We start from the raw sequence: 14421 nt of genomic DNA on the forward strand, positions 1-14421 counted from the left end.
CCATGCTACCTATTTTGCGTAGCCAATGATTCAAAGTTGCGCTTCTCCTGAAGAAAACGCGCGTAACGCCTTTTACACCAAATCCAAAAGGGCAAACAAAACGCTGTCGTAGCAACTAACGCTACCCCTAACAATTTTACCGTCTCAAAAATGGGGAGCTCTCTGTCAACGCCGATTCCGACGTAAAAGAAGATAACGATAACTGGAGCGGTTAAGATTGACCATTTCGTGGCAGAAAGGATGCGTAATTTAAGCGCTAATACTGAAATAGACAAAGTCACAAAGTCTCTCACACTCTGTCGCTGTATAGCGATTACTCTCACGCGAAGCCATAAAATGTACCCTGTATACACTGCGCAAATTGAGACTATGCCTATCAAAAACAACGTTTCAAAAAGACTCATATCTGGATAAAACCATAACGCAATCAATGCTAAAGGCAAAAGCACAAGGATATCAATCGTGGTGTATAACAGCTGTTTTCGACGCTCCCATTTTGCCCGTTGTTGAATATGATAGACATTTGGGTCATCTGTAGTCTGTTGCAACCAAAGTGCATTAAGCGGATCAGTAAAATCATTCATAGTTAAGTACTTTTTTCACCTGTTTTTTAGCGCGATTTAGTATCACACCCACTTGGTTAGTATTCATCCCCATTACTTCCCCAATTTCCTGATAGCTCAATCCTTCCATAGACATCGTCAGAACTTGGCGCGAAGACATAGATAAGTTTCTCACCGCGGTCAGTAATTCTTGTATTTGCTGATTGCTCGACACCGTTGTCTCTACATTGGTAGAACACGCAATATCCATAGAATGCTCTGACATGTCTGCATGTTTAGGACGATTTGCGTGATAGGCAACATGAGATACCCCTTTATTGTGGGCAACCCGATATATATAGGTTTTTACACTGCTATTGCCTTTAAACTTGCTCAAAGACTGCCACACAGCTAAACACATCTCCTGAGACAGCTCTTGCGCCATTGCAGCGTTTGCTTCATAGCTTGTAGCCACACGCGAAAGAATCGGTGCATATTCCTGCAATATCTGCTGTTTTTGTTGTTGATCTAACAAACAATTCCCTTTTCACGTTATAAAACAAATTCAAGGTGTTTGATGACGTAGTCTTTACATCTAAAAAAAACTTACACCGTTGTTGTAATAAAAATGGCAAACCAAAGACTAACTCTTTTAAAAGTCGGTTAATGATTAAATTACTAAGGAAACGTACTATGACGACATTTACCATCACTTTGATTTTACTACTAATTGCAGCAACTTATGCAACCGCGCACTACATCGATACCAAATTTAGTATGCAGGTAATCAATTGGATGAACGGAGAGAGCCATTCTCCTTTTAAACCTTCAAACGTAGACCAGAAAATGTCGACTAATTCAAGGTCAAAGGAAGACATTCATGCCCTTAAAGAGCGTATTCAGGTTCTAGAAAAAATCGTGACGGAGCCCGCATATGAGTTAAACAAAAAGTTGAATCAACTGTGATCCTAAACGGCATATGCACCTGTCTAACAGTCTTCTTAACGCACCGGTGCACGCGATACCGCAAAGCGCCGATAGGGAAACTTCCCCATTGCTATTGCATTGCCAACTATGACAATGGCTACCCCAAATAATGACAGCGCTGTCCATTGATACCCCTCAAATAGCGTTGATAAAATCAATGCCACAATGGGATAAATCAGCACAACAAAGGCGGCGCGATCTGATCCAATACCTTGTACCAACTTCATATATGCGCCAAACGCGAGTACTGAACCGATTAACGACAAATACAAGAGTGACAACACGTAGCTGGTTTCGCTTGGAAAAGTAAACTCAGCCCCGCTAACAATCGCATATCCGTAGAGAAAAAAGAGGCTATAAAACATCGACCAAAAATTCATTTGCAAAACGGGGATCCCATGAGACAGAATTTTTTCTGAAATAACATTGCCAATTGAGGCAAATACAAAAGAGACCATCGCCAGACCCATTCCTAGCCACAATAAACTACTCACCTCAACATAGGCGAATTGCTCGTAAAAAATACACCCTAATCCCAAAACACCAAAGGTTGCACCAAATATCACTTCTTTCTCAAAAGGCTTTTTCAGTACTAACCTGCGCAAAGCAACATTAAAGTAAATAATGCACGAACTCATAAGTGCGACTATCGCACTCACAAGATATCGCTGGCTTTCGTATAAAAGGCTGTAATCAAGTGTATATAAACTGAGCCCTACTCCCATGCATAAAACATGAAGTTTAAACGGGAGTCGTAGCGAACGCTTTTTAAACAAACAAAAAAGTAACAAGGCGAATGCAGCGAGACTAAAGCGATAGGCTACAGACAGCACAGGGTGTATCTCGGTGAGTTGATACGTAATAGCAAGCCATGTAGAGCCCCATACCAACACACACAGCGTGAACAATCCCCAATTTGGCATACTGCCTCCTGCTTACCCGTTTGTGGATGAGAAAATGCCTTACTTAGCAATGAGATGAGACTCATTGGCGAATGTCGAATTGTTGATTACTATGGGGTGACTTGTAAACAAAAACTTGGATGATACGAATGAAAAAGGGATTGCTAGGACTAGTGGTAACAATTCTGTTGCTGATGCTTATCATCAGTTACCGTACTACATATTTTTTTAAAGACACCCAATATCAGCCCGCGGCGTCATTACAGCCTGTCCAGATTGATATCGCTGCAGCAGCTCAGCGCCTCTCAAAAGCGATTCAATTTAAAACGATCTCTTACGAAGCTGCCAACAGTGAGCAAACTCTATTTGAAGGGGAGCCGTTTATTCAACTTGCTGCTTACTTAGAGACAGCGTTTCCACATGTGCATCGCGCCATGCAAAAAGAGGTAATTAATCAGTACAGTCTGCTCTACGAGATAGAAGGAACAAACGCGCAATTAAAGCCTGCACTATTTATGGGACATACCGATGTTGTTCCGGTTGATGAAGCCACATTGAATAATTGGACGCATGCACCTTTTTCAGGCGAAGTAACACATGATGCGATTTGGGGACGTGGCGCGATGGATGACAAGGTCACCGTGCTCGCATTATTGGAAGCCATGGAGCAATTGTTGGCCGAAGGGTTGCGGCCCAAACGAACGATATATTTTGCCTTCGGGCATGATGAGGAAATCGGTGGCGAACAAGGCGCAAAATTGATTGCCGAACAATTCAAAGCCAAAGGAATAGAATTCGAGTTTGTGTTGGACGAGGGCGGGGCAGTCACACAGGACATGTTACTGGATGCCTCTACGCCACTTGCCATTATCGGCATTGCGGAAAAAGGCTATGTGAATTTACGTCTGAGCGTAAATAGCGAAGGCGGTCATTCCTCGCAGCCTCCTAAACATACTGCCGCAGGCATTTTAAGTCAGGCCATTGTTAATTTAGAGCACAACCCATTTCCTGCCAATATTCGCTTTATCCATAACACCATCAGCCATGTTGGCTACTATGCTCCTCTTTCAATGCGTTTACCTATGGCCAATACATGGCTTTTTGAGCCTCTAATTATATGGAGCGCAAATGATAACCCAGCTTTGTCTGCAGGTATGCGAACCACTACCGCGGCGACGATGCTTCAAGGTAGTGCGAAGTCTAATATATTGCCGACACAAGCCACAGCGGTAGTCAATTTTCGGATCTTGCCAGGCGATTCCATTGATTCAGTCATTGCTCACGCGAAACGGGTGATTGATGACGATCGAGTCAACATCGAAGCTTTTGCAGGAAATGAACCGTCTGCTGTGTCGACCACAGACTCAATGGGATACCGCCTAATTGAGCAAACTATCAGACGGTTAGATAACAACATTTTGGTTGCGCCATATCTTGTTCAAGGCGGCACAGACGCCAAACATTTCACCCAACTCAGCGACAGTATTTATCGCTTTATGATGGTGACGTTAAATCCTGTTACTATGAAGCAATTTCATGGTGTTAATGAGCATATTTCACTCGATGATTATGCGCGTGCGATTCAGTTTTATTACGCAATGTTAAAGCAAACGGCGAACAATGAAATGCCAGAGTGAAGGCATTTGGTTACCTACTCATGCATGCTTCGCTAAGATCTTATAAGCGAAGTATGCCCTCTGCAAATTTCACCGCTTTTCCAGCTACACCCGCAGCGACAATTTCACCGTCTTTTTTCTCTGCCATCGCCAATAATTGGCTTGGTCGCCCCATTTCATATCCTTGCGCGATAGAGATCGATTTTACGCCATCAAATGGTAAGTCATGCTGAGCAATGATCGCAGCTAACGCAGAGTTTGCACTACCTGTAGCCGGATCTTCATACACCCCGTCTAGGGGGGCAAACATACGGGTGCGAATATCGAACTCATCCTCACTCCGTGTATACACATGAATATCAGGTTGTATGCCCTCTGCGAAAATTTCCTCAAATACCGACAAATTCGGTTTGGCACGCTGCAATGCATCAACACTTGTTACTTCGACAAAAATAAAACCAAGCCCAACTGACGCTTGCATGGGTGCATGCACTTCAGTACGTATGTCTGACTCATCAAGTGATAGCGCTTCAGCAATATAATGAGGCTCAAATGTTTGCCCCGTCGATAGCGGTTCTGGCGCCAACAATGCAAAACCACTTCCATGTTCGTCGCGCGTTAATTGCAAGGGTACTGAGCCAGCTTGTTCATCAAATAATAAGGTTTGTGTATCTTGAGGTAATGACACAAGATTATTTTCGTACAAAGCCACTGCAGCGCCAATATTCGGATGCCCAGCAAAGGGCACTTCTCTAGACGGTGTAAATATGCGTAACTGCTTGTGATGATTTAGCTTGTCAGTGTCAAAACCAAAAACGGTTTCTGAATAGTTAAACTGTTTAGCGATTTGCTGCATTTCGGCATCAGAAAGCCCTTCGGCATGAGGGATCACGGCTAACGGATTGCCACCAAACGTATCACGGGTAAATACGTTATAAACAAAATAGGGAAAGGCGCGCTCTGATTGCATACTGTTATCCTTGTTTAATAGAATGACGTCATCCAATATTGGTCTTCAAGCTATGTTCTAACGTGCCCTTCGCCCATCACAACAAACTTTTCGGTTGTTAGTGATGTCGCTCCCATCGGGCCATATGCATGAAGTTTACTCGTAGATATACCAATTTCAGCGCCTAAGCCGAGCTCCCCACCATCAGAAAAACGTGATGAGGCGTTTGCCATGACCACAGCCGAATCAATTTCGTTGATAAAACGTTGCACAGCCGAATAATCTTGGCTGACGATAACGTCAGTATGACCACTTCCATAAACATCAATATGGGAAATAGCGGCATCGATCCCATCTACCACTTTCACCGCGATTTCTAGCGCAAGATACTCAGCATGCCAGTCATCTTCATTGGCAAGCTCGGCATCAGCAAATGCACCCATGCTACGCTCACAGGCGTGTATTTTCACATTATGACGTTCCAACATTTTTGCGGCTAATGGCAAGAAGGAATCAGCAATCGCGCTATCTACCAATAAGGTTTCAAGTGAGTTACAAACGCTAGTACGCTGAGTTTTACCGTTTTCAAGAAGATTCAGCGCCTTATCAATATCGGCTTGCTCATGGACAAACAAGTGGCATACACCTTTAAAGTGTTGAATTACTGGAATTCTGCTATTTTGCGTTACAAATCGAATTAACCCTTCTCCGCCCCGAGGAATAATCAGGTCAATATCGTCAGACAACGTCATGAGTTGGTTCATTATCTCGCGATCGGTATCTGGGATCACAGTCACGATAGCTTCGGGCAAATTGTGAGTTAGCAACGCATCAGTAATACACTGCGCGAGCGCTAGGTTGGAATGCAAGGCTTCTTTGCCTCCACGCAAAACCACAGCATTTCCTGCCTTTAAGCAAAGTGCTGCCGCGTCGATAGTCACATTTGGGCGAGATTCGTAGATCATGGCAATGACGCCCAAAGGAATACGCATTTTGCCAACTTGTATGCCACTTGGCATACGTTTAACGTCTTGCATGCCACCGACAGGATCCTCTTGACCAGCAATTTCTCTTACCGCAGCAGCAATGGCTTCTAAACGTTGATCATCCAACTGCAAGCGATCAATCATCGATTGCTCTAAGCCGCTTTGCTTCGCCTGTTGCGTATCTTTTTGATTTTCATTAAGAATATTTTCAGAATGCGCCAAAATATTATCTGCAATGGTGTGCAGTAACGCGTTTTTTTCTGTTCCACTTAATGTCGCGATTTGACGGGACGCTTGTCGCGCCTGACGTGCAGCCTTTGCAATATCAAATGTCATCAGACAGCCCCTGTTTGTTTTGTTTGATTACTATCATGTCATCTCGGTGAATCACTTCTTCACCTTGAGTAAACCCTAAAATGCGAGCTATGTCTTTACTTTGACATCCCGCCACTTTCTTCAGATCGTCAGATTTGTACAAAGACAATCCTTTTCCAATAAATTCGCCGTTACAAAGGATATCAAGTGCATCACCCGCACTAAACTCTCCCGTTACTTGTACGACTCCTGATGGTAACAAAGATGCACCTTGAGACAGTAATGCTCGTTTAGCGCCGTTGTCGATATCAACATGGCCACGACTTTTTAAAGTATGTTCTAACCACTGGCGCTTAGCTCGGTCTTTGGCAAACTGAGGTTTGAACATGGTTCCAGATACTACCCCTTCTGATAATCGCTCAAACACCTCTGGTTTTTTACCATTTACGATCAATGTCGTAATCCCACTTTTCGTGCATTTTTCAGCCGCTTGAATCTTGGTTTTCATACCGCCAGTGCCGACAGATGTGCCTGCGCCACCCGCGAGGGCGTATATGTTATCGTCGATGCCGTCAACGATATCAATCTTCTTCGCATGCGCATTTTTGCGAGGGTCGGCATCAAACAATCCATCAATATCAGAGCAAATGATTAGTAAATCAGCCTGTGAAACCATAGCGGTATACGCGGCGAGATTGTCGTTATCACCGACCTTTAATTCGTTAACCGCGACAGTATCGTTTTCATTTACAATGGGTAACGCGCCATGCTTAAGCAACTCACGCAGGGTGTTTTTTATATTCACATACCGCGTGCGATTGTGAAGATCATCGTAAGTAAGTAACAATTGTGCGCATGGAAAATCAAAAAAGCGCGCCCAATTTGCCACCATCTGCGACTGACCAATGGCTGCCATGGCTTGTTTTTCAGCAATTGACGGCGTATGCGTAACAGGAATATCTTTTCGCCCTGCGGCCACACTGCCTGACGACACAACAATGACTTCTTTGCCGGCTTCTCGGCTAGCGAGAATAAAGCGCGCAATAGCTAATAAATATTGACCACTGCATCCTTGACCATCGGGAGAAATCAACGCGCTTCCGACTTTAATTACTGCACGTTGCCACTGAATATCCTGCATATTTCCCCTTGATGATTTCGACTAGCTGACAGAGTACGATATTCGAAATTTTAAACAAGTCCAGAATGCAATGCGCTATCAAGTTGTCAATCTTTCCGATGAGTGACAAGATCATTCATCTCTTATTTGATATATTCGAGGGCCCCCCTTTGTTGTCTATAAAATAATAAGGTACAACTACCATGATAAAACGCTCACTGCTGTTGTTGGGATGCTTGGTTAGCGCAGCATCATTTGCTGCTATCAACCAAACAAAAGGCGATTTTGAAGATAAGTTTCGACAACTTGATGAAGTATTGCCCACACCGAATGTGTATCGAAATGCAGCAGGAGAGCCAGGTCATCAATATTGGCAGCAGCAAGTAGACTACAAAATTCATGTGACATTGAATGAAGACAAACGCAGAATCGATGCGACTGAGGCAATCCAATACCACAATAACTCGCCAGACACGCTGAAATACTTGTGGATTCAGCTAGACCAAAATAAATATCGTAGTGACTCACTGTCTGCCATGACAACATCATTTGGCGGTATTGGTACCCGCGGCCCAGCGACTCAGGCAGCGAAAGACGATAAACCCGCAAGAATCAGTTTGGCAGCACTGCGTAAAATGCATTTTGAAAATGACGTCGAGCTAGGATATGACATTCGCAAAGTTGAAGACAGTGCAGGCAACCCTCTAAAGTTCACCATCGTGGGCACATTGATGCGTGTCGATTTACCGTCCCCCCTTAAACCCAAAGGCACTTTCGACTTCAATATTGACTTCTCATTTAACATGGTAGAAGAAAATGCCGTCTCGGCCCGCGCTGGCTATGAGCATTTCCCTGACGATGCGCGCGAAGGCGGAAATGATATTTTCATGCTGGCTCAGTGGTTTCCGCGGCTCGCAGCGTATACCGACTATGAAGCTTGGACAAACAAAGAGTTCATTGGTCGAGGCGAGTTTACGCTTGAATTCGGCAATTATGATGTAGAAATTACCGTACCAGCTGATCACATTGTGTCATCGACAGGTGCATTACAAAACGCCAATGATGTACTTACTGATACTCAGATTGAGCGATTAAAACAGGCAGAGAATGCAAAGCGTCCAGTCTTTATCGTGACTGAAGAAGAAGCACTTGAAAACGAGAAAGCGGGCACGAACGATACCAAAACATGGCGATTCAAGGCAGAAAACGTGCGCGACTTCGCCTGGGCATCGTCTCGTAAGTTCATTTGGGATGCAAAAGGTTATCAGCAAGGCGGCGATATTCAACCACTTGTCATGGCCATGTCATTTTATCCGAAAGAAGGGGGGGATTTGTGGAAGAAATATTCTACTGAGTCTGTGGTTCACACCATGGAAGTGTATTCTCGATTCTCATTCGATTACCCGTACCCTGTTGCACAATCAGTAAACGGTCCAGTGGGCGGAATGGAATATCCGATGATAACCTTCAATGGTCCTCGCACCACCCTGCGTGATGATGGCACACGCACGTATTCGCAAGGCGAAAAGCGATATTTGATTGGGGTGGTTATCCACGAAATTGGTCACATTTATTTTCCGATGATTGTTAATTCTGACGAGCGCCAATGGACATGGATGGACGAAGGACTAAATAGCTTTCTTGATGGCGTTGCTGGCCGTGAGTGGGATCCAACCATTCCATGGGGTGTAGAGCCTCGCGATATCATCGATTACATGAAGTCAGAAACTCAGGTTCCTATCATGACACAATCAGATAGCGTACTGCGTTTAGGCCCGAATGCTTATACAAAACCTGCCGCTGCACTCAATATATTACGCGAAACGATTCTTGGGCGCGAGCTGTTCGATTTTGCGTTTAAAGAATACTCTCAGCGTTGGATGTACAAACGCCCTACACCAGCTGATTTTTTCCGTACCATGGAAGAAGCATCAGGTGTCGATTTGGATTGGTTCTGGCGCGGTTGGTTTTATTCAACCGATCATGTCGATATTTCGATTGATAAAGTCAGCAAACTACGCATTGACACCCGTAATCCAGACATCGAATTTGACCGTTTACGTCAAGACGAATTAGACAAACCGACGTCACTCACCGACATTCGTAACCGTGAAGAAGGCAAAACGCTGTGGGTAGAAGAGAACGATGATGTGTCTGATTTTTATGACGAGCACGATCGTTTCACTGTCACGAATAAAGAGCGTAACAAATACAACAAATGGATGCACAAGCTTAAAGACTGGGAGCGCGCAGCCTATGAGCGAGCAGTAAAGGAAGATAAAAACTACTACGTTTTAGACTTCTCTAATAAGGGTGGCTTGGTCATGCCAATTATTCTTGAGCTTACCTTCAAAGATGGCAGCACAGATAACATGTACATACCAGCAGAAATCTGGCGCCGCACACCTAAAGCCGTGAGCAAATTAATTGTGACAGAGAAAGACAAGGAACTGGTAAGCGTCACGGTTGATCCTCACTGGGAAACTGCGGATGTCGATGTTGAAAACAATCACTATCCGCGTCAGATCATTCCATCACGCATTGAAGTTTTCAAACAGAAAAAGAAATCGGGCAAAGTGCATCGAGACATCATGCATGACATGAAAACTAAACTTAAGTCTGATGACGAGTTAAAGTCACTTTCAGATAGTGATGATTGGTAGATCATGAACTCGGTATTGACTCGCATATTGGTGTTTTTGGCAGCCTTAATGGCTGCCAACGCTTCGTTTGCACATCAACAAAAAGCAGCCTTGACTAAAGTGCTGTTTAACGCACGCACTGGCAATATTGAAATCATGCACCGATTTAATTTGCATGATGCAGAACATGCAACAGAGGAAATGTTTGGGCAAGGCGCTGATATTATTCAGTCTGAAAAAACGCAAAAGCAATTTCAGCAGTACGTCACTGAGCGTTTTGCCTTATTAGACAAGAACGACGATGAGCTGCCTCTCACGAGTATTGGCTATGAAGTCGATGGTAAGTTCTTCTGGGTATATCAGGAAACGGCAATAACAGAGGCAATGACATCGCTGAAAGTCATTCATCACGCCCTTCGAGATATTTGGCCTAAACAATCGAATATGGTGAACGTTGAAGGAAAAGGAAAGCTTAAAACCCTCACTTTCGATAAAGACACCGAATTATTAGAAATAAACTTTCAGCACTAATACGATTGAATCAAAATGATCAGATCTGGGCGACGCATGTCGCCTTTTGTGCTTGTCAGATCTAGACTAATTCAGCTTGTTTGACTTTATCCAGCACCCACGCTTTGGCATGATTAAAATCACTGAAAAATGCGAAATTCTCTCCTGCCTCCCGATAAATTTCACCAATATGGTTTTTTGCAAATCGCGGAGAGTCAGAGTCTTCCACTAATAAAGCCGTAGCAGAACGCCCCACGCGTTTTTCATCGCGAATAATCTGCGTTAGCTGCTTGGCAGCATCTGGCACATGGATGGGCTCACCACGAACCACAACAATGACGCCCCACGGCGCTCCTTTGAGGGACTCAAGCACACCTTTGGCATTTTCGCCCGATTCATCCAAACTCTCGGCGTTCCAAGGACCCGTCCCCTCAACAATTAATACACGCCCATCTACTTTTACGGAAATTGAACCATGGGCTACAAATGAAGACATAGCGTCACTCTCAAATTACAAACACTATGCCAAAGCATGCTACTGGTGTTCTAGCTAAAAATCGAGCATTTTTACCACTTAACAGACTGATTTATTTAGAATTCTGTACCAAACACCTCGTTATATGCTCTTGTATAATGGCGTTTTAGCTGGCCATGATACGGCTTTCTTAGAATGTTCAGGTAATTAGGGTTTGTTCCCAAACTGCGCAAGGCTTGGTTCAAGTGCTTAATCACGCGTCGACCTTTTTTCGTTCGAGAACATGCGATTCTACCCACTACAAACGACTTAACGCCATCTATCGGAATTAATGCAATGCGCTTGTTGGGAGCATGTTTAGCCGCATATTTCACTGCCACATCGGGATATTCAATGGCATAAGAAATATCTCCATTGAGCAAAGCTTGAAGCAAAGAGGCGACGTTGTTGTCACCATGTACAAAAATCAGCCGAGACTGTATTGATTCCAGCATATCGTTCAAAGGGCTTGCGTAAGCGCGAGACTCAGCCACACCGATATTTGGCATAGACACCAATTGCGCAGCATATTCCAAATCAAAATGACCATCGGTTGTCACCCTATCGGCAAATTCTACCGCGTTTTCGTTGCCTTCTATGTAAACAATTTGATGAGATAAAAATACAGAATAAGCTGCTGAAAAATACGCAAACGCAGCACGCTTAGGTGTATGGATTACGTTACTCACACACGCATCTTCCCCTTGCGCAATTTTTTCTAGACCAGCAATAATCGGCGTATTTATTACATTGAAAGTAAGATCAGATTTAACCAAGGTTTTTAAAAGTTGAATTTGCTCAGCTTCAATATCCATGATATCGAGTTCATGATTGTAGCCATCTTCAGGTAGATCGGCATACCAAACTACCTCTTCAGGTTCGCTCTGCGCATTCGCTATAGCTAAGGTAAACACTGCCAACAAGCTAACAAATATTTTAAAGCCAACATACCTGCTGCACTTTCGACTCAAACCTTATTCTCCCTATCTCTGTCATTGCGATGCAAACAGGCAGTCTCTAATGCCTTTTCGAATCGCGCTTTTCTCGCAGTATAGTTGACTTGCTTCGAGGGCGTTAAATTGCAATCTGCTTTAGATTCATTATTCTGTTAACGTGGGGACGAAATAACGTTAGTAAATGATTTTCCAGATAAAAATTACGATGAAAAGAATAGAGTAAGGATCGGATATGCATATCCACCATTTGTCAGGCTACATACAATCGATATATCTCGTTGAATACGAGCACGGATTGCTGTTACTTGACGGCTGTAGCCGTGCCGATGTTGAACTTATTCATACCTTTGTCAGCGAATCTCTGCATCGACCGATCACAGATTTAAAAATCGTCGTTGTGACCCACATGCACCCTGATCATGCGGGTGCCGCAGAAGCACTTAGAAAGCTCGCTGGCTGCCGAATTTTAACATCTGAAAAACCACATCATTGGTACAGTGGCTTGCATGGAATGTTAATGTATACAACCGATCTGTTACTGACTTTCTGGGTCGCAAGTCGTTTGAAAAAGCCTAAACGTAATCTATTTTACTCGCCATTCTTAGAGCCAGACATCGTTGCAGAAGAAGGCATGCGTATTCCAGAATTTGAAGACTGGCAAATTCTCAACATGCCCGGGCATACAGACAGAGATCTTGCGGTTTACCATGCGCCTACTCACACGATTTACGTGGCTGACTTGATTGTCAAAGTGAAGGACAAGTTTATCCCGCCGTTCCCGGTATTTCACCCAAATCAATATCGCATTTCGGTTAATAAGCTACACGACTTGTATCCTAGCGATGTGTTACTTGCCCACAGCGGTAGCGTAAAACTCAAAGATGAAGATTACGCCCATTTATTTGATAATTTGCCCGAGTTGCCCAAAACCCATTGGCGCGCCACAAAGCGCAAGGCATACTCGTTGATTAAGCGTTACCGTTTACGCAAGCGAAGAGACTTATAGTGCCCATTACGTAATCGGCCAATCGCTTTCATCTACTACATTCATTGGCATCACCGATGATTCACCCTGCCATGTTGCAACAAACTCGCCATTTGGATCATATTGCTGGGCTTGTTTAGCCAAGTCGAATTGCCTGTGACCTCTCGGATCAGCCCCTACGCCAGCTAGATACTGCCAATTCCCCCAATTTGACGCAACGTCATAATCAATCAACATCTCTTCAAAATAGGCGGCGCCATAACGCCAATCCATGTTTAACTCATGAACCAAACAACTGGCGACCAACTGACGCCCACGATTCGACATATAACCCGTTTGCTTTAGCTGCTTCATACACGCATTGACAATCGGATAGGGCGTTGAACCTTCCATCCACGCTTTGAAACGTTGCGGCCAAAAAGTGGTTAACGGCTTTTTGCCCTTAACGCCTGAAAAGATAAACAAGCGATGCTGATGTACGTGTAGGTACCAATAAAAATACTCTCGCCACCAGAGCTCAAACTTTAACCAATAGGTAGATTCATTTTTCTCTACATCTGCTTCGTAGGCTTGGATCTGATAGTAAATTTGTCGAGGAGAGATACACCCATTCGCTAACCAAAAAGATAACTTGCTTGAGTAGTCCCAACCATCCAGTTGATTGCGGGTTTGCTTGTATTGCGATAGCAGCTTTGACTCATACGTGTAATAGGCCAGTTGCGCTTGCGCGGCACTTTCGCCACCGACAACTCTAGGCTCAAATGTATTTATACCTCTAATCTCCTCGAACAGCTGAGCCGCTGAATTTTGGCGCAGCGCTGGGGGCGGTGGCGGAAAATGCGTCGGAGTCTGGCAAGGACGATCGGGTTTTATTGCCTCAACACGCTTTCTAAATGGTGTAAAGCTCTCTGGCAAATCGTTAATATCAAAAGGCAGTTGTGAAAGCGCATACAGCGTTGCGCCTTCCTCCTGTAAGAAAACGACATCTGGGCACTGATTTTTTAAGCTCACCCAATCTCTACGCTCATACACGCCTGGATGATAGTTACTTGCAACAACATCCACTTGGTGTTGAGCGATAAATGTCGGCAAGCACAGCAACGGCTCTTCATTGAGTACAATCAGCGATTGACCGCGCTCCGTTAAGCGTAATTGTAAGTCTTGTAGGCTTTGTTGCAAAAACGCGAGGCGGTGTGCGCCTATGTGACGAGATTGAAATTGATTGACGGCTCGCCATGAAGGAGGGAGCACAAACACGACTATCAGTTCATCACAATCAGATGCTAACCGCTGCAAAGCCAGATTGTCTGACAGCCTCAAGTCGTGCCTGAACCACATGAGGCCGCGTTTATATTGATTACTCATGCCGTTTATATGATAAAACCGCTCAAAAAGAT

General features: G+C 44.2%; 14 protein-coding genes. 5 read left to right on the forward strand and 9 right to left on the reverse strand.

Features of this window, described 5'->3' with window-relative positions:
* Window positions 1–5 precede the first annotated feature (5 nt).
* Together OE749_RS14290 and OE749_RS14295 are read right to left on the reverse strand one after the other, a co-directional pair.
* The gene (locus OE749_RS14290) at window positions 6–584 is read right to left on the reverse strand and encodes a hypothetical protein (RefSeq protein WP_263713144.1); all 579 of its coding nucleotides are present in this window, start codon (window positions 582–584) and stop codon (window positions 6–8) included.
* On the reverse strand, window positions 577–1077 hold the full coding sequence (locus OE749_RS14295) for an RNA polymerase sigma factor (RefSeq protein ID WP_263713145.1): 501 nt from the start codon (window positions 1075–1077) through the stop codon (window positions 577–579). The genes OE749_RS14290 and OE749_RS14295 overlap by 8 nt, the downstream gene beginning before the upstream one ends.
* Window positions 1078–1235: 158 nt before the next feature.
* On the opposite strand from OE749_RS14295, the gene OE749_RS14300 reads away from it, so the two are divergent.
* Entirely contained in the window at window positions 1236–1508 is a 273-nt protein-coding gene (locus tag OE749_RS14300) for a hypothetical protein (RefSeq protein WP_263713146.1), read from the forward strand.
* 35 nt (window positions 1509–1543) lie between these two features.
* On the opposite strand, the gene OE749_RS14305 is transcribed toward OE749_RS14300, so the two are convergent.
* Window positions 1544–2452 carry a DMT family transporter gene (locus tag OE749_RS14305; protein ID WP_263713147.1) on the reverse strand — a complete coding sequence of 303 codons (909 nt, stop codon included), beginning with the start codon at window positions 2450–2452 and terminating at the stop codon, window positions 1544–1546.
* A gap of 128 nt (window positions 2453–2580) precedes the next feature.
* Here OE749_RS14305 and OE749_RS14310 point away from each other — a divergent pair, with 128 nt between their 5' ends.
* Entirely contained in the window at window positions 2581–4068 is a 1488-nt protein-coding gene (locus OE749_RS14310) for a M20 family peptidase (protein WP_263713148.1), read from the forward strand.
* A 40-nt stretch (window positions 4069–4108) separates the two neighbouring features.
* Here the strand turns inward: OE749_RS14310 and OE749_RS14315 are convergent, their stop codons facing one another.
* Genes OE749_RS14315 through proB form a run of 3 tightly spaced genes read right to left on the reverse strand, consistent with a single transcriptional unit; the run spans window position 4109 to window position 7438 of the window.
* Window positions 4109–5017: a PhzF family phenazine biosynthesis protein gene (locus tag OE749_RS14315; protein ID WP_263713149.1), complete on the reverse strand. Its 909-nt coding sequence runs from the start codon at window positions 5015–5017 to the stop codon at window positions 4109–4111.
* A 50-nt stretch (window positions 5018–5067) separates the two neighbouring features.
* Window positions 5068–6318, reverse strand: a complete 1251-nt coding sequence (locus tag OE749_RS14320; RefSeq protein ID WP_263713150.1) for a glutamate-5-semialdehyde dehydrogenase — start codon at window positions 6316–6318, stop codon at window positions 5068–5070.
* Window positions 6308–7438, reverse strand: a complete 1131-nt coding sequence (gene proB / locus OE749_RS14325) for a glutamate 5-kinase (RefSeq protein ID WP_263713151.1) — start codon at window positions 7436–7438, stop codon at window positions 6308–6310. The genes OE749_RS14320 and proB overlap by 11 nt, the downstream gene beginning before the upstream one ends.
* Window positions 7439–7620: 182 nt before the next feature.
* Between proB and OE749_RS14330 the strand changes: the two genes are divergently transcribed.
* Together OE749_RS14330 and OE749_RS14335 are read left to right on the forward strand one after the other, a co-directional pair.
* Window positions 7621–10080, forward strand: a complete 2460-nt coding sequence (locus OE749_RS14330; RefSeq protein ID WP_263713152.1) for a M1 family metallopeptidase — start codon at window positions 7621–7623, stop codon at window positions 10078–10080.
* Between the two features lie 3 nt (window positions 10081–10083).
* Window positions 10084–10590, forward strand: a complete 507-nt coding sequence (locus OE749_RS14335) for a DUF6702 family protein (protein ID WP_263713153.1) — start codon at window positions 10084–10086, stop codon at window positions 10588–10590.
* Window positions 10591–10651: 61 nt separating this feature from the next.
* Here the strand turns inward: OE749_RS14335 and OE749_RS14340 are convergent, their stop codons facing one another.
* The gene (locus OE749_RS14340) at window positions 10652–11065 is read right to left on the reverse strand and encodes a hypothetical protein (protein WP_263713154.1); all 414 of its coding nucleotides are present in this window, start codon (window positions 11063–11065) and stop codon (window positions 10652–10654) included.
* A 95-nt stretch (window positions 11066–11160) separates the two neighbouring features.
* Window positions 11161–12054, reverse strand: coding sequence for a transporter substrate-binding domain-containing protein (locus tag OE749_RS14345; RefSeq protein WP_263713155.1), 894 nt, complete (start codon window positions 12052–12054; stop codon window positions 11161–11163).
* Window positions 12055–12271: 217 nt separating this feature from the next.
* Here OE749_RS14345 and OE749_RS14350 point away from each other — a divergent pair, with 217 nt between their 5' ends.
* Window positions 12272–13045, forward strand: coding sequence for an MBL fold metallo-hydrolase (locus tag OE749_RS14350; protein ID WP_263713156.1), 774 nt, complete (start codon window positions 12272–12274; stop codon window positions 13043–13045).
* Between the two features lie 6 nt (window positions 13046–13051).
* Here the strand turns inward: OE749_RS14350 and OE749_RS14355 are convergent, their stop codons facing one another.
* Window positions 13052–14389 (reverse strand): DASH family cryptochrome, encoded by a 1338-nt coding sequence (locus OE749_RS14355; protein ID WP_263713157.1) that lies wholly within the window; start codon window positions 14387–14389, stop codon window positions 13052–13054.
* Window positions 14390–14421 lie beyond the last annotated feature (32 nt).

The organism is Fluctibacter corallii, assembly GCF_025751585.1.
Classification (GTDB): Bacteria; Pseudomonadota; Gammaproteobacteria; order Enterobacterales; family Alteromonadaceae; genus Fluctibacter_A; species Fluctibacter_A corallii.